This is a genomic window from Actinobaculum suis, from assembly GCF_900102025.1.
Classification (GTDB): Bacteria; Actinomycetota; Actinomycetes; order Actinomycetales; family Actinomycetaceae; genus Actinobaculum; species Actinobaculum suis.
The window spans coordinates 1-17,214 of sequence record NZ_FNAU01000009.1 but is presented as its reverse complement, the minus strand read 5'-3'; the positions used below and the strand labels follow the sequence as shown (position 1 = coordinate 17,214).

Genomic DNA, 17,214 nt, shown 5'->3' with positions numbered 1-17,214 from the left:
CAGGCTCCTCAAGAGGCCTCCTTAGAACGGGCTCCGTAAAGTGGGCGGGAATCGATACGCAATTATCGATTCCCGCCCACTTTCGTCCACCCGATTCCTAGTTTGCACCTACAAATAGCACTGCTTTATGCAACACTGTTTGCACATATTGCGCGGTTTTCAACGTCTGAAACAGCCATTTCTTGACGCCGTTTACGCAGTGTCTGCTTCACATACTGGGGCTTACACAACTGCACTGAAATAGTTACCACAAAACAACATGGTTTACTCTTGCTGCTGGAAGGACAAGCGGTGGGCAACACGAACCCTTGGCGGTATGGCCTAGCATTTGCGATAAAACTGCACGTTCTTCGCGCGCCCACCAAGCAATCACATACTTGTTGAATAATATTGAATCTGCTTATATGGGCTCAAGTTCGCGCTTTGGGAGAATAGTATAATTGTGCTCGACAACTCGATTGCTCGGGCTGGCATACCTATTGGAGTACCGGACGTAAGCATCAGAACGTGAAGCGGGTTGGCCACGCATGCCAAGGTAGCCACGCCAAATGCAACTACCTACCATTGGAGGGACCGCATGAATTGCACTGACATCAACCTAAACGAACCTGCTGTTATTTCAATGTCGATTGATCGGACCGAGGACGCTCCCCTATATACGCAAATTACCAAAGCGATAGCCTCAAGTATTCGCTCCGATGAGCTAGTTCCCGGCCAGCTTCTGGAAAATGAAGTTTCCCTAGCTGCTCGGTTGGAGGTATCGCGCCCTACGGTTCGACGCGCCTTTCAAGACCTAGTAAATATGGGACTAGTTGTTCGCAAACGCGGTGCCGGAACCCGTGTTACGCCCGAACACGTACGCCGCCCCCTTGGTCTTACATCACTTGATGAAGACCTGAAGGGTGCGGGATACACAACTTCAACCGAGGTGCTTTCTTATTCAGTAGCCCTTGCAGATGAAGAGCTCGCGCAGAGATTAAAATGCGATCCCGGAACTGAAGTGGTTACGATAGTTAGGGTACGTTTGGCGAACGGCACTAAGCTCGCGTTAATGCACAATATTCTCCCTTCATCCGTAGCCCCTTCACTTACCGAAATTTCGTCCGAAGGTCTGTACGCAACGCTCCGGAAAAACGGCGTCGAGCTGTATTCGGCAATGCAAACGATCGGAGCACGTAACGCAACACCCGAAGAAGCAGAGCTACTCGACCTTGAGCCCGGGGCGGCGTTGCTGACGATGCGTCGTGATGCCTACGATTCGCAGGGAAACATTGTCGAAGTTGGCGATCACGTGTACGACGCATCGCAGTACACTTTTAACTCCTCACTCTACGCGTGAGAATTTGTCCAGTTGATGAAGCAAAGTCCGAAGAAACGAAGACGGCGTTCGAACCGCTTCGCGATTACTCACTTGCAACACCAAGCCAAACACCGACCGAAAGGAAAACAATGAGCAAGGGCCGAATTCTGGTAACCGGAGCTTCCACCGGTATTGGCGAAGCAACCGCTCGCCGCCTGGTAAAAGACGGATTCTCGGTTATTGCGACCGCCCGCCGGGAAGAACGCCTCGCCAAATTGGCTGAGCAAATTGGTTGCGATTACTTCGCTGCTGATCTTACGGACCAGGAATCCGTAAACAACCTGGTTGAATATGCCTACAAAGATAGCGAACTGGCCGGGCTGGTAAACATCGCGGGCGGGGCACGCGGAGCCGATACCGTGGAAGAGGGCAAGGTAAATGACTGGGAGGTTATGTACAACATCAACGTCCTGGCCACCTTGCGCATCACGCAGCCGATTTATAAGCGCATGAAGGAAAAGGGCGGGGATATCGTCTTCCTTACTTCAACCGCCGCGCAGGAACTCTACCCGGGCGGGGCCGGTTATGTGGCCGCCAAGCACGGTGAACGTTTCATCAAGGATGGCCTGCGTTGGGAAGGCGTGGGTTCCCCGGTACGGCTAATCGAAATCCGCCCCGGCATGGTGATGACGGAAGAGTTCTCTCTCAACCGCCTCGGATCGGAAGACGCCGCAGAGAACGTATACCGCGGCGTAGCTGAACCGCTCCTCGCCGAAGATATCGCGGACATTGTTTCTTGGACCCTAACCCGGCCCAAGCACGTCAACATTGACACCATGACCGTACGGCCCGTAGCCCAAGCCAATGCTTGGGTTGTAGAACGCGTCGACGATTCCGTACAAGACCTGCCCGCCTCGGATCTCAAGTAGAGCTTCGGCAAAAGCCAATAATTGCGTGGCCCCGCCGGCAGCGCACGTGCGTGAAGACCAGCAGCGCGCCTGCGGGAAAACCGGCAGCGCGCGCGTGAAAACTAGCAGCGCGTGCGTGAATAATCGCGTGCTGCCCGCGGGGCCCGCAGCTTTTGCAGTAGGGTATTCCCGATACCGTTTGCATCGTGAAAGTGGGCTTTTGTGGGCGAAGCAGTAAATAGCAATAACCAGGCATTACCCGAGCGCGCGCACAGCTCCAAACAGTCGGCGACTGCCGCGCCCAGCACTACCAACGCCCCTACCAAGCCCAGCACAGCCACAGGCCCAGCCACATCCAGCTCCCTCGCCGTGCCTACCGCTTTCGACGCGGAAAAGTACATCCGCCTCCAATCTCAGGAAATCAAGGAGCGCCGCGATTCTATTGGCGGCAAGCTCTACCTTGAGCTGGGCGGCAAGCTCTTCGATGATTATCATGCTTCTCGCGTTTTGCCCGGGTTTGCGCCCGATCTGAAGATCCGCATGTTGGAAGAGCTGAAGGACGAGCTGGAAATCCTCGTCGTCGTGAACGCTAAAGACCTCAAAAATAAACAGCGCGCGGATATCGGAATCACCTACGAAGATGAGGTGCTCCGCCTTGTGGATATCTTCCAAGGGGCAGGATTCCTGGTACAAAACGTGGTGCTCACGCAGTATGAAGAGGGAAATCGGGAGGCGCGGAATTTCCGGCGTCGGCTCCAAAAAGCGGGCCTGCGCGCACCCCGCCACCGGCGGATTGCCGGCTACCCTTCAGATACGAAACTGGTGGTTTCGGAAGAAGGGCTCGGCCAAAACGAATATGTGGAAACGGCTCGCGACCTCGTGGTGGTCACCGCGCCCGGGCCGGGTTCGGGCAAGCTCGCCACCTGCCTTTCCCAGCTGTATCACGATAATAAGCGCGGTATTTCTTCTTATTACGCGAAGTTTGAAACCTTCCCGGTCTGGAATTTACCGCTCGACCATCCCGTCAATTTGGCTTACGAGGCCGCAACCGCCGATCTGGACGACGTCAACATGATCGACCCCTTCCACCTCGTGGCTTACGGAAAACAAACCGTAAATTACAACCGAGACGTCGAAGTCTTCCCCCTACTTTCCCTGTTATTGCGCGAAATTTCTGGGGAAACCCGATACCAATCCCCCACCGATATGGGGGTTAATATGGTCGGTTATTGTATTGCCGACGACGCCGCTTGCCAGGCCGCTGCCCGCGCAGAAATTTTGCGGCGCTATTACCGAGCTTTGGTCGAAGAAAAGAAAACTGAATCAGCGCCGCACGCTTCGGAGCGAATCGCGCTCATTATGGCGAAGATTGGTTTGGAGCCGGGCATGCGGAAGGTAGTTCCGCCCGCTTTGGCGAAGGAGAAGGCCACGCATCAGCCGGCGGCGGCCATGCAGTTGCCCGACGGCACGATTATTACCGGGAAAACTTCAAAACTGCTCGGCTGCTCTTCCGCCATGCTGCTCAATGCGCTCAAGGTTTTAGCGGGAATTGATGACCGCGTGAAACTGCTTTCCCCGGAAGCGATCGCCCCGATCCAGAACCTAAAAACGGAGCATTTGGGATCTTTGAACCCGCGTTTGCATACCGATGAAGTGCTGATCGCCCTAGCCGTTTCCGCTTCCACGAACGAGCTGGCTGCCAAAGCCCTCGCTCAGTTGCGCAACCTGCGCGGCTGCGATGTGCATACCACCACCATTTTGGGTTCGGTAGACGAAAGTATTTTCCGGAACTTGGGCATAAACGTCACTAGCGAACCGAAATATCAGCGCAAAACGCTCTACCGCAAACACTAGGAACCAAAAGGGGGCAAGCGCACTAGGAGAAGGCTAGCCACTGCGCGGCAATCAGCAGCTCCGCGCACTGACTAGGTTATATGGCCGCGCCACCAGTGTTTCCAACCGCGCCACCAGTTTCGCGAGCGCGCCGAGCTAGGAGCGCTAGCGCTTCGCCCGCAGCGGTCCCGCCTGGCGGCTTGGCCGACCAACCGCCCTATATCCCGTAGGCCACTTCGAAGCGCACACCTTCGCCAATGTCGATAATATCGCCGTCGTGCAAAAGCACCGGACTTTCCGGGGCCACCCGCATCGGCTCGGTACCCGCTCGTAGCACGTAGGTACCGTTATTCGAATCGCGGTCCACAATCACCGCTTCATTCCCGTCTACCCGCACCTCGCAGTGCACGCGAGAAATTTCTAGCGCCGGGCTGGGAACCATTACGAGTTGCGGAGCTTCGTGGCCCGGGCGTGCTTGCCCGCGCGGCTGCCTACCGATAACGACGTCGCCACGCAACTCCACCGTCCATTCCGGCCCGCGTAGCATTTCCTGGCTGTCTACAAAATTATCGGCTTCGCCGTAAGTGCTCCCGGCCCCGCCGGTAGCGTTTTGCTCCGCGCCGGCGTTGCGTGCTGGGTCCACGAAGAATATCAAGAGGCCCAGGCGTCCGGTGTCAAATGCCAGCGTGGGGCCCGTGGGATCAACCGCGCCGGCTCCGGTAACTCCGGCGGCTCCAGTTTGGCCTGGTGAAGCGGCCGAACTATATCTGTATCGGTCTCTGGCTACATCCGGCGGGCTCGCCTCCACCGGTGATGCGGCGGCTTCAAATCCGCCCACCCCTGCTCCGGCAACGCCGCCGGCCCCGGCTGTAGCGGCTACTGCCGCGCCCGCCGCGTCGGCCGCAATCCACGTGGCCGAGCGCCGGCCGGGCCTTTCCCTGCCCGCGCCGGATTCTGCGGGCGTTGCCGCGCCCGGAGTGGGGCTTTCCCCCGAAAGTACCTGATCGAAATCAGCTATTTGGTCGAAATCTGCCGGGCCCGGCTGCGGCGCGGGCTGGGCTTCCGCGACCGGTGCGAAACTCAAAATGGCGCCGCCGGCTTGCACCACGCCATCGGTGAGCGGCAGGGCATTTGATTGCGAGCCGAGCTGGGCGGGCATAGGTTCTTCCCCGAAATACAGCTCCGTGCCGGCCGGAACCCGGGTTTCAGTCCAAGTGAAAGCTTGTGCGCCGTCGGCAATTATGGTGCCGGAAATATCCCACACCCGCATCCCGCGCGTAACCACTAACGTGGTTTCGCCGGCGGGAGCAGCGAGCGCGAAAACGCTGTTCGGGAGGCGTAACAGTTCGCCCAGTACGCTCGCAAAACCGACCGGGCCGTCGTGGAGGAGGCGCCACAATTCGGCCGCTTGCGTCGGTTCGGCGTGCGGCAGGAAGAGCACACCCGAATCGCTCGCCACCAAAAACCCTTTTCCGGCGAGCGGCATCACTTGTGAAACGGCCATTGTTCCCTCACTTCGCAATCTCGCTCTGTTCAACCACAATACTAGGTGAGGCGGGCCAAGCGATGGCAAAACCGGGCACCGGCGGACAGCGCGAGAACCTGGCGCCCACGCGTGGCGGCCCGTTGCGCACCGAACACCACAAAGCCTTTGGCCCGCGGCGGGCGCAGATCTGGAAGAATAACCCTATGTCGCTAATGAATTGGGCCCTCGATGTTGCGGCCCACCATCCAGAACTCCAAGGTGCGTTGGTAAACGCGGACGGCGAATGGCTCGATTTTCTGCTGCCCGATGGCCGTACCTTCCGTTTCCGTCCCTTCCAGATGATTCGCGAGGATGCACCGGAAGCCGAGCGTAAAAAGCTTTTGGATAGGTTGATTTCAATTGGCATTTCGGGGGCGAAGCCGCCCGCTTTTGAGGAGATCTCAATCCCGTCCCCGCACCCGGCCCAGGGTTCCGCGGAGGTGACGGCGACGTCGTCGGAAAATGACCCCTTTGACGGTTCTACGCTCACCTTGCCGATCGTGCGTGCGGCGGATTATTTTATTCGCACACACGATGATTCGCAGGACGATTCGTTAATTTACATTCCACTCACGGATTTTGTGGGCGTAGGCCTGGCGCGCGACACGCCAGAAAACATTGTGCCCCTATATTTTTCGGACCTGGGTTTGGATCGTTCCGCTACGGATCTCGGGGCGCATTTTGGCGAGTCGGTGAGTGCATTGCGCCAGCTCAACCACAATTTAGGCAAACGCGGTTTGGAGCTGGGGGTAACTCGCGAAGCTGGAGCTCGCGTCATGATTTTCACCGGGCCACCCAATTATGAAAGTTCGTGGTTTGCGGATTTGGACCTCATCCAGGCGGTGGCGCGCTCTTTGAGCGAAGAAAACCCTGAGACTTTCCCGCTTTTCATTCCCGCCACCCGTTCGCGGTTGCTAATTGTTATGGCAAATGATCCGTATCTGCCGAACTTATTCCGCACATTCCGGCAGACGGTCAATCAACGCGGCGTTATCTACCCGCTCCCGCACACGGTGGCGGCGGACGGCTGGGCAGAGTGGATCCCCCTCCCGGACGATCCCTCCTACCCGATCCTTTCGGAACTGCGCGGCACTTTCCGTGAACGCATCTACCGGAACCAGAAAAAGTACATGCAAAACTGGCCAAACCAGGATGGTACGCTCGCCGCTTTCTCCACTCACGAGGTGCGCGGGCGCACGATAACCACTACGAGGTGGTTGCGTTCCTACGAACACGGCTCGATCCCCGGGGATGCGGAGTATGTTTCGTTTACCGACGACGCCGCACCTGCCGGTTCGAACTCGACCGTTACTATCCGCCTGGATATTGCCCGCGACGTATGGCCGGAAGGAATCCGGCCGGCGGAAGGCATTTGGCCGCCGCGCTACGAAATCCGGCAGTTCCCGGACGCGGCCACCATGGAAGCACTGCGCCAAGCATCAGACCGGAGGTTCTAAACGGGCGATTCGCTAAGCCCCTTTGCGGCTACCGTGCCGGCGGGTTTGCGGCGCTACTTTGCGGCCCCACCCGCCGGCATAGAAGCGGGCCAGGGTTTCCTTTTTGAATTCTTCGTAGGTGCCGTTTTCCATTGCTTCGCGGATGCGTGCCACGAGCCGCACGGTGTACTGCTCGTTATGAATCGTGGCCAAGGTGTTTGCCAGTTGTTCTTTGGCTTTGAACAGGTGGTGGATATAAGCCCGCGAATAATTCGTGCAGGTGTAGCAGTCGCATTCCGGGGTGAGGGCCGAAAAATCGGCGCGGAATTGGGCACGAGTGATATTGAAACGGCCGTCTTCTGAGTAAATAGCGCCATTGCGAGCCACGCGGGAAGGGTTCACGCAGTCGAAAGTATCCGCCCCAGATTCGATCGCGGCAAAGAAATCATCCGGTTCGGAAATGCCGAGCAGGTGGCGGGCGCGGTCTTCCGGTAATTCGTCGCAACACCAGGCCACGATTTCACCCAAGTTTTCTTTCTCGAGCGCGCCGCCAATTCCGAAACCGTCGAACTCTTGGCCGTCTATCCGCATGGCCGCCAAATCTCGGGAAGCCTTGCGCCGCAAATCTTCGTACTGGGCGCCCTGGATTACCCCGAAAAGCTGCTGGTAGGGCTTGCCCACCCGTGCCTCGGTGAGCCGGCGATGTTCCCGTAGGCACCTTTCCGCCCAGCGCCGCGTGCGTTCCAAACTTTCTTCCTGATAGGCACGCGAATTGAGCAAAGTGGTGAGCTCATCGAAAGCGAACATGATATCGGCACCCAACTGGTGCTGAATCCCCATCGAAACTTCCGGGGTGAACCGATGTTTGGAACCATCCAGGTGGGAACGGAACCACACACCTTCTTCGTCCACGTTCGCAAGGCGTTCTTTATCCTTATTGCGGCCAGTTTTCGGGGCGACGCCGGAATCCGCCATGCCGGCATTCGCGCCCGCATATTCGGCAGAGAGAATCTTTTTATATCCGGAACCGAGCGAAAGCACTTGGAATCCACCCGAATCGGTATAGGTGGGCCCGTGCCAGTTCATGAAAGCGGCCAGCCCGCCCGCCGCGTCCACAATTTCCGGGCCGGGCTGCAAATACAGATGGTAGGCATTGGCAAGCACGGCCTGTGCCCCGGTACTTTCCACCTGTTCCGGGGTAAGTGTTTTTACCGTGGCTTTGGTACCAACCGGGATAAAAGCAGGAGTTTTGATATCCCCGTGCGGGGTGTGGATAACTCCGGTACGCCCTAAAGGTCGGCCTTTACGAGCCCCGCGCTTTACCTCCAGCCGCGTCTGCACCGTAAAACCGCGATCCTGCATCGAATCCTTCCCGCTCAAATCTGGTCCCTCCCGCTCATATTTGTATGTCCTCGCGCGCATTCCTGGCTCCGGCGCGCCCAACTCTGTTTGCGCCCGCTCCGGCACGCCAAACTGCCCAACTCTTTGCTCGCCGGCTAGGCGATTCCTTCCACGCGTTTGACTCGGCCGACCACCGCGTAGGTTACCGGCAAGAGCACCACTTCCACCAGGATCTTGTAGATCCAGCCGGTAAGCGTCAAATTCAAAATGGTAGCGAAGCTCAGGTTGCCGGCCAAGATTTCGGCGCCCCAGGCAATGAAGCAGAAAATAATTGTGTCTACGAGTTCGCCGACGATCGTGGAGGAAATGAGCCGTACCCACATCCGTTTTTCGCCGAATTTTTGTTTGATCCAAACCAGCACGTACGAATTCATGAGCTGGCCGAAGAGGAATCCGCACACGGAGGCGGCCACAAACCGCGGCACTACGCCAAGCACGGCCTCATACGCCTCCTGGTTTACGTATTCGGCAGCGGGCGGAGCGATTTGTACCAGCCAGAAACAGAAACTAGCCAGAATTTGGATACCAAAACCGAGCACGATTGTGCGGGCCGCTGCTTTGAACCCGTACACCTCAGAAAGCAAATCGCCAATTATGTAGGTGAGCGGGAAAAGGATAGCCCCGCCGTCGAACACAAGATCCAGATTCAAAGGCCCGATGTGTATGCCAATGAGTTTGGTAGCGCCGATATTCGAAATCAGGAGGAACGAAACGAAGAAAATACCAACGTAGTTATAAAGTTTCGAACCTCTAATATCGGCAAACCGCGCCTCCGGCGCGGTGGACTGCGCTTCCATGAGTTCCCTTCCCATATCAGTGCGATACGAGCAGGCAATACCTCTCCTGCCCGTACTGGAAATTCAGGTTTCGCGCGCCGCGCGCCGCTCTGTTTCGGCGGGTTCCCCCGTTTTTGGCGGATCTCGCTGTTTCGGCGAGTTTCCCCGTTTCGGCGGGTTTCGCTGTTTCGGCGAGTTTCGCCGCTTCATTTCAGCGGCTTTCGCACGCGCAGTTATTCCTGATGTCCGGCTCTGCCACCGCGCGGACCTTTCCATTTTAGGACGCACCGCCGCGAGCGCAAGTCGCGGCCTCGCCCGGTGCCTTCGGCTTCCTCTCACCTGGCACCAACTGCCGCAACTGCGGGAGCGCAGGTTACCGCACCGGGCATAAGGGCTACCACACCGGGCATGAGGGCTACCGCACCGGCATATGGGCTGAGGTTGCGGGGTGTGCGGCCGGTAATAGTCACTCATCGGCTACTAGCGTTTACCGATAGTCGCTAATACCTACTGATAGTCCGCTAGCACCTACCGATAGTCGCTAGTACTTGAGCGCGAGTACTTCCTCTTCGCCGCCCACGGCCTGGGCTTGGGAGATTTCCAGTTGCCCGGTTCCCGGAGCTTCCACGGTTTGTCCAGGCATGAGGGTAGCGCCGTCGTCGATAATGTAACCCGCAATGTTCACGAGGAGTTCGTACACGGCTTCGGCCGACTGTACGGATTGCGAGACCTGCAGGTCAAGGTGCCCGAAGAGGGGCAAGCCCACGGTTCTGCCGTACCGCAGATCGCCAGATACGACCGGAATGTAAATCCATAGTAGGTAGGGTGTGGGGCTTTCGGGGTCGAAGTTGGCGATTTCGTGCGCCGGGTAGGCGATGCCCAGTTCGCGGCGGACGATTCCGACGGCGGCCGCCTCGTTCATGAGGCTACGGGCGAGCGGCGTGTAAGCGCGGAAGAGGTTACGCATGGCGGCTCGACCTTCGAGCATGGCGGTATCGCTGAGAGTTGCCGCAGCTTGTTGGCCGGCACGGGCGCGCCCCGCCGGGGTGAGCATCGTGATTTTGATGTGGAAACTGTGTTCGGGCAGGCGCGTTTCACCGGCCGGGAGCGGGCGCGAAAGCGGGGTAAGCAACACGGTGGTCCCCTCCGCTTGGTAGTGGTAAATCAGCGGACCGGTGGCAGAAGCGGCCTCTTCCGGGGCGATTTCCCGCATTTCACCTTCTGCGGTGGCGGCGGAAATACCGATCTGCAGCGGCCTCCCGTCCGAATCGGCAAGACGCTGCAGAGCTGCCAAAACGTCGATCGGGGCACTGAACAGCGCTTCCATGGTGAGGTGGTCTTGCGGGGCAGGATGAATTGCCGAAATCGGAACTTGAGCCATGGCAACCAGCGTACCGGTTTGGGGGCGATTCCGGCTTGGGCGATTCCGGCTTAGGTGGGTTCCGGCTTGGGCATCCTTCCGGTACGGCGTCGTACCACCGCCGGGTAAGCACGCAGCCAGGGGCGGCACCAAAAAGCCGGTCGCGCGCGAGGCGAGACCGGCTAACGCGGAGGGTGGGGGTTCGAATAGATCCGCAGATACACGCCCTTTTAGGCGGCCTATATCCCTTGTTGTGTCCTTCTACCGGTGTCGTCCCCTGCCCTGCCCGCGGGAATGTCGGCCTCCGCTACCACCCACGTATTGCCCGCACGCCGTCCGGGAAGAGTGCCTGCGGCAAGCCTTTGTGTAACGGCTTGTCTTGAAATCCCCAGGCGCCTAGCTACCTCAGTCGTGGAAAGAAGTGGAGGTATATAGGTATCAGCTGCGCGTGCATCAGCAATGGTTCTAGGCAGCGCTGATAGCCCGACCATGGGCACGCGGGGCCCTAATAGTGCGATAGCTGTTGTTAGGGCCTGGGTAAGGTTCTTAGCTGGCAACCATATTTGGACCGTTGCTCCGCCTGGTGCTCCAATAAAAATAGGATCATACTCAGCCAGTCCATCTAGTACCGTATCGATTAGCTCATCACTCGGATCGTCGGTATCAAGCGTCGCCGTAATAGTAAAATCCGTCATTTTGCTATCCTTATCGTTGTAGGGGGCCCGGTTTTCCGGGGCCACCCAGTTTGTTATTGTTCGCGGTACCCCGTGCGTTTCAGGAGTCTTCTACACACACCTTACACAACCCCCGTTGCGTAAGGTGTGTGTCACTTATCCTTTTTGGGGGTCCTCCCTAAGACCCGCTCCACCATCTGCCGCGAAACGCCCGCCCGCTCGGCAATCTCACGCGGGAAAAACCCCTCCCCTCGCGCCCTACGAAACAATTCCGCACGTTCCTCCAAAAGCCGCGAATATGCCGCCTCCGCCTCCCTCACCTTGCTAGCCAGTTCCTCAATCTCGCTAAGCACTGCATCATCTCGTACCATTACTTTTGCTCCTTTCCACTTCCGGGCCTGCGTGAAACAATTTCCCGTAACCCTCCTACTACATGTATCCCCCGCCGCGTGCGCACTGCACGGAGCTGGTCGCGCCGTATCCATGATACGTAGCGCCCGCCCCGGAACCCTGGCACATCACGCCCCCCCCTATTCGGTCATTCGGGCGGGCGGGTTCTAGGGATTGTTGCAACGCTCGATTCTGAGGAGCGTTATGAATAGGGAAGAACTCGCTGCCAGGCGTGAACGTTATTTCGATCTTGTGGCCCCGGGTATGAATTTCACTGCCGCTGCCCGCGCGGTTGGCGTGCCCAAACGTACTGGTAAGGTCTGGCGGAACGGGCGGACCCGTGCCACCGGGCGTAATGAAGCGCCAAGTGTTGATTGGTACCGTGGCGACATGCCACAACCTGCACCACTACACGCCCGCTATCTAAGCGAGGCTGAGCGCATACAAATCGCTGATCTGCTGGGCGGGTTCTAGCGGTGGAGGGGGGGGGATTGCTTTCGAATTTTGTAGCCCTTGCGCGTATCCCTAAATGTATCCCTCACTATGCTACAAACGCGCACATAGAGCAATATAGAAGCACATTCACGAATTAGGTGTTTACCCCAAGTTTTCCGCGTCGTCTCGCCGCAAACCGCATGAAAAAGCCACTCCCAGAAAATCTAGGAGCGGCTAACGCGGAGGGTGGGGGATTCGAACCCCCGGTGCGGGTTCACCACACAACGGTTTTCAAGACCGTCTCATTCGGCCGCTCTGACAACCCTCCCGGGCTCATACATACTATCTGTTTCACCGCGCGTGCAGGAAACCGCTCGGCACACACCACATTTGCGGCTAGTTTTCGAGGAGCGTTTCCAATGCGATGGCCAGCCCATCTTCCCAGATCGTGCCGGTAGAAACATCGGCAGCTTCCTGCACGAAGTCGGCGGCCTGCCCCATCGCTACGCCCAGTCCCGCCCAGCGCAGCATATCGACGTCGTTCCCGCCATCACCCACGGCAACCGTTGCATGCGGCGGCAAACCGTACTCTTCGCGCACTACCTCGCCCGCGGTGGCTTTCGTAACGCCGGCGCGCCCGGCATCTACCCACCCGCTATCCCACGACGAAGAAGCGATCACTTCAAGCCCATACAAGTTGAGACGATCCACGCGATCCTGTAACTCTTGCGGCCGCAAACCCGGGGCTACCATGAACATGCGAATACAGTCGTCAATGAACAATTCTTCGTAAGGAACATGCACACCGCGCTGTGGATGCAAAAGCGTAAACGGAAAACCGTCGGCAAGCATACGTTCCCCGAAAGCGGGTTCGACCGCGAAATACGCATCCGGGAACGCTTTGTGCATTTGATGCAAGGCATTTTCCAGGGCGGCTGGTTCGATCGTCGTAATGTTTGCGAGCCGCATGGAAACCTTCTGGCCGCCGTCAGTAATCGCTTCATATGCTTTCCCTTCGACGCCGTTTATCGTTGCGTCTCCCGTAAGCACGGTTTCGTTGCCGTTCGAACAGATCATGACGGCGCTATCCAGGCCGAGCATTTCGGCAACCGGGTGGGCAGACATGCGGCCGCGCCCGGTAGCGATCACCACGTGCGTACCCGCATCCACGTGGGCGTGCACGGCTTCGCGCACGCGCTGGCGAATCACGCCATCATCCGGCAAAACCGTGCCGTCAAGATCGAGGAGAAGCATCAGGCCCGGGCCCGCCGCCGGAATTCCGGCTTGCTGGGCCGCCGCGCGGATATTGTTGGAAATTTCCGTCATCAACATTCTCACTTTCCATATTCGAGCGGTGCCGGCGCGATCCAAATCTAGAAAGGGCCGGCAGTTCGGCATCTTCCGATGCACCACGGTACCCCAGGCCCGCCACCTGCGGCCCGCAAGTGCCAACACCGAATAAATTCGTGCTTGGTCTCACCTCCTCACGATGGAAACGCGCGCCCAAAAACAGGTAAACTCAGAAGGCCTGGCTTGTTAGAGCTGGTGTTCCTGGAGACGTGGGTGAGAGGCCGAAACCGCTTCCCTGCTAAGGAAGTAGTCGCGATGTGCGGCTCGAGGGTTCGAATCCCTCCGTCTCCGCCAGTGGCGCTCTTTTCGCCCCGCTCCTTCTGCGGATTGCCAAATATTATTTCCCGCCCGGTACTATGGTCGTTTTACGAGCATAGCGAGGAGGTGGCACATGATCGGTTCAGCAGTGGACTTGGAAATTACAGACGTGGCTTTCGGCGGCGAATTTGTGGCCCGGCACGAAGCTGAGCTGGTTTTTGTGCGGGGCACTATCCTCGGCGAAAAAGTGCGAGCCCGCATCACTCACAAACGGAAACGCGGCTATCTGGCCACCGTTGAAGAAATTCTGCGCCCCTCCCCCGCCCGAATCGAACACCCGTGGCCGCTCGGTTCCGTGGCCCAAACCGGGGCCGCTAACTACGGACATATAGAACTCACCGCCCAGCGCGCTATGAAAGCACATATGCTCCGCCGCGAACTCAAACTTGCCGGGCTTACATCTGGCTTAGGCGGTGCCAGCCCCGAAATGTTCACGGTAGATCCCGTCCCTGAGGCTGATCCTGCAGCCCCCGGTTGGCGGTATCGCACCCGCATCTGGGTTGACAAACTGGCCACCGGCGTCGGCATGTATGTACCAAACTTGGGCAAGCACGTTCCGCTTACGGAAATCCCCCTCGCCAGCCGCCGCCTGGAAGCGTTGCAAGTGTGCGGGAACGCGTGGGATGCACTGGCCACAACAACGGAACCTTTTCACGTGCAACTCGTGGCGCCGAGCGCGAGCCCACCTTTGCTACTCGCCAATGGGCAGGCGTTTTCTGCGCCCGGGCAGCCAGCGGCGCCGGTTGTGCGCGAAGTAGTGGAGTTTCAGGGTGAAAAGTTTTGGTACGAATTAGCGGCGGACGGTTTTTGGCAGGTGCATGAATATGCGCCCGCCTTACTCGTAGCGAGTGTGTTCGACGCCGTTAGCGTGACACCTGGCGATACGCTCGTGGATCTTTACTCGGGGGCGGGACTGTTTTCGCAGGTGGCTGCGGAATTGGTGGGGCCTGCCGGCAAGGTGCGGGCCTACGAAGGTAACGAGCTAGCAACCCGCGCCGCCCGTAAAAACCTCGCCGCCTACCCGTGGGCGGAAGCATACGCCCTAACGCTTGATGCGCAAACAATTGCTGAGATAGTGCCCGGGGCCGATATTGTGATTGCGGACCCGCCGCGCGCCGGGCTGGGAGCCCAGGCGGCGACAGAATTGGCACGCAGTTCGGCCACGCAAATTGTTTTAGTATCTTGTGACGCGCGTTCTATGGCACGGGACGTAACCGCTATTTTGCAGGCCGGCCGCCAACTCACCTACGCCCACGCGCTAGACATTTTCCCCAACACACACTTTGTGGAAACCGTCTGCGCCTTTGTGTAGTAACGGTTGTGCTTTATGTGTTCGCGGTTGGGCCTGTGCATAGTCACGGTTGCGCTTTACGTATTTGTAGTTGTGCTTTTGCGTAGCTGTCCCGCGCCTGCCAACTTGCCGAGTTACTCAAGGTACCGCGTTATTCGGAGTAACCGAGTTATTCGACGTAGTTGACCTGCGTCGTCTTCTCCTTCGCTTCCGGCTGGCTTACCGGAACGCCGCACACCAAGGTGTTAATCAGGATGTGGTCGGAAGGAATACCGAGCTGGTCGAGAACGGTGCGGACACCGGCGTCATCACAGGTATCGCGGAGTTGGTTAACCCAGCAGGCACCAAGCCCGAGCGTTTGTGCGGCAAGCAGGATGTTTTGGCTGGCCAAACCTATTTCGCCAGGGCCAGAGTTGTTTTCACGCGGCGTGGAGACAAGGATGGCGGCCGGGGCATTATAAAGGTTGTATTCCTCTGCGCCAAGCGCTTTGCCCATGGCCTGGGCAAGTTCCTGGACTTTCGCGGCAGAATTGACGGCCGTGAACAACGTGAGGCTACGGTTCCGCGCGGTGGGCGCCGTGCGGCCGGCTTCCACGAGAGCAAGGAGCTTATCCTTTTCTACCGGAGTGGCAGCAAATTCACGCACCGAGACACGTGATTGCATCAGCTTTAACAAATCGTCGTAAGTCATTGTTTTCCTTTTCTACCTATTTTTCTATTTTTTGGCACAAATTTCGTACTCGTAGAGACGGCGGCACCTTTGCCGGAAGCAGTTGCCTTCTTATTGGAACCTGGCTGGCGCGCCGCTTCACTGTTTCTAAGCGTATCGATCTTGAGATGCGTGTAACTAGTTTTTTCCCGGGTAACGGAAGTTGCTCGCCAAAAACGTGCTATCGACCGGATAACACGAGTGGACTCTGGGCCCGGCTGCAATCGTGAGGGGTTGAAGAGTTCGAGCATTTCTCGGCAAGTTTTCCAGCTTAGGTTTTCACGGTGGGACGTGTGGAGAAGAGTATGAGATACGACAAGGCCGCCAAATTAACATTGTCGTCCTTATTACGCTCATACTTTTGCAACAACCAAGCCGCCTGCGGGGTCTCCAACGCCAACTCAGCCGGCCCCAGCTTACGAGAATCCGTAAGCGTCGCAATATCCGTCATCTGATTCGGACCCGGATCAGCATACAAAGCCTGGATACACCAAATCGGGTAAGCCTCAATCACTTCCCCATTATTCTGCGCCGTCTCCACATAATGCGGCCCTAACCGCAACGGGCCATACTGATTAACCCCCCGTCACGTCGATCCCCCGACCAACCGACGCATCCCAATCAGCTTTAGCTGGTGCTGATGGAATGTCAAGCGCAATTTTTTCTTGCGGGTGTGGCGCAGGGTTTTTTGCGGGTTTTGGACATGGTTTTGTTTCCTGTGGTTGTTATGGGTGTGTGGGTTGTGTTTGTTAGGCCTGTTTTGTTGTGTTGTTGAGGGAGTGTGTGAGGCGGATGGAGTCTCCGCTGGTGATGTGGATGTGGGCGTGGTGTAGGAGTCTGTCGACGGCGGCGGTGGCGAGGCTGGTGGGCATGATTTTGTCGAAGTGTGAGGGGTGTTGGTTGGTTGTGATGAGAAGGGATGTGCGTTCGTAGGCGGCGTCGCAGATGCGGTAGAAGCCTTCGGCAGCGGTTTGTGTGATGGGGAGTAGGCCGATGTCATCGATGATGATGAGGTTGTTGCGTGCGAGTTTGTTCATGGTTTTCTCGATGGTGTAGTCGACGCGGTGGGAGGCGACGAGGCGTTCTAGGTCGGGCAGGGTTAGCCATGCGGCGTTTCCGCCGTGTTGGACGGTTTTCTGGGCCAGGGCTGCGGCTAGGTGGCTTTTCCCGGTGCCGGCCGGGCCGGCTAGGACGAGGTTTTCTTTCCGGTCGATCCATTCCAAGCCTTCGAGGAAGGACAGGGTGTGGGCGGGAATGGTGGATAGGGTCGGGTCGAAGGTGTCAAAGGTTTTTGTTGCTGGGAGGCCGAGTTGTTTGAGTCGCCTGGGATTACCCTTGTTTTGTTGACACTGGATTAGAGGGATTGCCTGTGGTGTTGATTCCTTGGGAGGATGTGTCTTATGAGTGGGAAGAGAAGGCGGTTTACCCCTGAATACCGGCAGGATGCTGCGAGTCAGGTGATTGATACTGGCGAGTCGATTGCGTGTGTGGCTAAGGCTTTGGGCTTG

15 protein-coding genes, 2 tRNA genes and 1 pseudogene are annotated in these 17,214 nt (G+C 57.8%); 8 read left to right on the top strand and 10 right to left on the bottom strand.

Going from position 1 to position 17,214, the window contains the following annotated elements:
• The first annotated feature begins 577 nt into the window (after positions 1–577).
• From BLT47_RS05815 to BLT47_RS05800, 3 genes are all read left to right on the top strand, one after another.
• Complete coding sequence (locus tag BLT47_RS05815) at positions 578–1,339, top strand: GntR family transcriptional regulator (RefSeq protein ID WP_074662708.1); 762 nt, start codon at positions 578–580, stop codon at positions 1,337–1,339.
• 110 nt (positions 1,340–1,449) lie between these two features.
• On the top strand, positions 1,450–2,229 hold the full coding sequence (locus tag BLT47_RS05810; RefSeq protein WP_074662706.1) for an SDR family NAD(P)-dependent oxidoreductase: 780 nt from the start codon (positions 1,450–1,452) through the stop codon (positions 2,227–2,229).
• Positions 2,230–2,577: 348 nt separating this feature from the next.
• Complete coding sequence (locus BLT47_RS05800) at positions 2,578–4,062, top strand: DUF1846 domain-containing protein (RefSeq protein ID WP_074662831.1); 1,485 nt, start codon at positions 2,578–2,580, stop codon at positions 4,060–4,062.
• 196 nt (positions 4,063–4,258) lie between these two features.
• Here BLT47_RS05800 and BLT47_RS05795 read toward each other — a convergent pair whose 3' ends face one another.
• Positions 4,259–5,545: an FHA domain-containing protein gene (locus tag BLT47_RS05795; RefSeq protein ID WP_074662700.1), complete on the bottom strand. Its 1,287-nt coding sequence runs from the start codon at positions 5,543–5,545 to the stop codon at positions 4,259–4,261.
• A 185-nt stretch (positions 5,546–5,730) separates the two neighbouring features.
• On the opposite strand from BLT47_RS05795, the gene BLT47_RS05790 reads away from it, so the two are divergent.
• Complete coding sequence (locus tag BLT47_RS05790; protein ID WP_256332550.1) at positions 5,731–7,023, top strand: hypothetical protein; 1,293 nt, start codon at positions 5,731–5,733, stop codon at positions 7,021–7,023.
• A 12-nt stretch (positions 7,024–7,035) separates the two neighbouring features.
• On the opposite strand, the gene tgt is transcribed toward BLT47_RS05790, so the two are convergent.
• The 4 genes from tgt to BLT47_RS09730 form a co-directional block, all read right to left on the bottom strand.
• The gene (gene tgt, locus BLT47_RS05785; RefSeq protein ID WP_074662697.1) at positions 7,036–8,364 is read right to left on the bottom strand and encodes a tRNA guanosine(34) transglycosylase Tgt; all 1,329 of its coding nucleotides are present in this window, start codon (positions 8,362–8,364) and stop codon (positions 7,036–7,038) included.
• 134 nt (positions 8,365–8,498) lie between these two features.
• Complete coding sequence (locus BLT47_RS05780) at positions 8,499–9,215, bottom strand: queuosine precursor transporter (RefSeq protein WP_256332549.1); 717 nt, start codon at positions 9,213–9,215, stop codon at positions 8,499–8,501.
• A gap of 505 nt (positions 9,216–9,720) precedes the next feature.
• The gene (locus BLT47_RS05775) at positions 9,721–10,560 is read right to left on the bottom strand and encodes a DUF4261 domain-containing protein (RefSeq protein WP_074662692.1); all 840 of its coding nucleotides are present in this window, start codon (positions 10,558–10,560) and stop codon (positions 9,721–9,723) included.
• Between the two features lie 218 nt (positions 10,561–10,778).
• Positions 10,779–11,030, bottom strand: coding sequence for a helix-turn-helix domain-containing protein (locus BLT47_RS09730; RefSeq protein ID WP_407706095.1), 252 nt, complete (start codon positions 11,028–11,030; stop codon positions 10,779–10,781).
• 798 nt (positions 11,031–11,828) lie between these two features.
• Here BLT47_RS09730 and BLT47_RS05760 point away from each other — a divergent pair.
• A pseudogene (locus BLT47_RS05760) lies at positions 11,829–12,065 on the top strand (IS30 family transposase); the annotation flags it as partial.
• Between the two features lie 213 nt (positions 12,066–12,278).
• Here BLT47_RS05760 and BLT47_RS05755 read toward each other — a convergent pair.
• Both BLT47_RS05755 and BLT47_RS05750 read right to left on the bottom strand, forming a co-directional pair.
• Positions 12,279–12,366, bottom strand: a tRNA-Ser gene (locus BLT47_RS05755).
• A 68-nt stretch (positions 12,367–12,434) separates the two neighbouring features.
• The gene (locus BLT47_RS05750; RefSeq protein ID WP_074662825.1) at positions 12,435–13,364 is read right to left on the bottom strand and encodes an HAD family hydrolase; all 930 of its coding nucleotides are present in this window, start codon (positions 13,362–13,364) and stop codon (positions 12,435–12,437) included.
• Between the two features lie 227 nt (positions 13,365–13,591).
• Here BLT47_RS05750 and BLT47_RS05745 point away from each other — a divergent pair.
• Positions 13,592–13,682: transfer RNA gene (locus tag BLT47_RS05745), tRNA-Ser, on the top strand.
• A gap of 97 nt (positions 13,683–13,779) precedes the next feature.
• Entirely contained in the window at positions 13,780–15,018 is a 1,239-nt protein-coding gene (locus BLT47_RS05740; RefSeq protein WP_074662683.1) for a class I SAM-dependent RNA methyltransferase, read from the top strand.
• A 148-nt stretch (positions 15,019–15,166) separates the two neighbouring features.
• On the opposite strand, the gene BLT47_RS05735 is transcribed toward BLT47_RS05740, so the two are convergent.
• From BLT47_RS05735 to BLT47_RS05725, 3 genes are all read right to left on the bottom strand, one after another.
• Positions 15,167–15,688, bottom strand: a complete 522-nt coding sequence (locus BLT47_RS05735; protein ID WP_074662680.1) for a nitroreductase family protein — start codon at positions 15,686–15,688, stop codon at positions 15,167–15,169.
• 289 nt (positions 15,689–15,977) lie between these two features.
• Complete coding sequence (locus tag BLT47_RS05730) at positions 15,978–16,247, bottom strand: hypothetical protein (protein WP_143021790.1); 270 nt, start codon at positions 16,245–16,247, stop codon at positions 15,978–15,980.
• A 208-nt stretch (positions 16,248–16,455) separates the two neighbouring features.
• Positions 16,456–17,061 (bottom strand): ATP-binding protein, encoded by a 606-nt coding sequence (locus tag BLT47_RS05725; protein WP_256332557.1) that lies wholly within the window; start codon positions 17,059–17,061, stop codon positions 16,456–16,458.
• A 36-nt stretch (positions 17,062–17,097) separates the two neighbouring features.
• Between BLT47_RS05725 and BLT47_RS09725 the strand changes: the two genes are divergently transcribed.
• On the top strand, positions 17,098–17,214 hold a 117-nt coding region (locus tag BLT47_RS09725), incomplete at its 3' end, for a transposase (protein ID WP_420865593.1).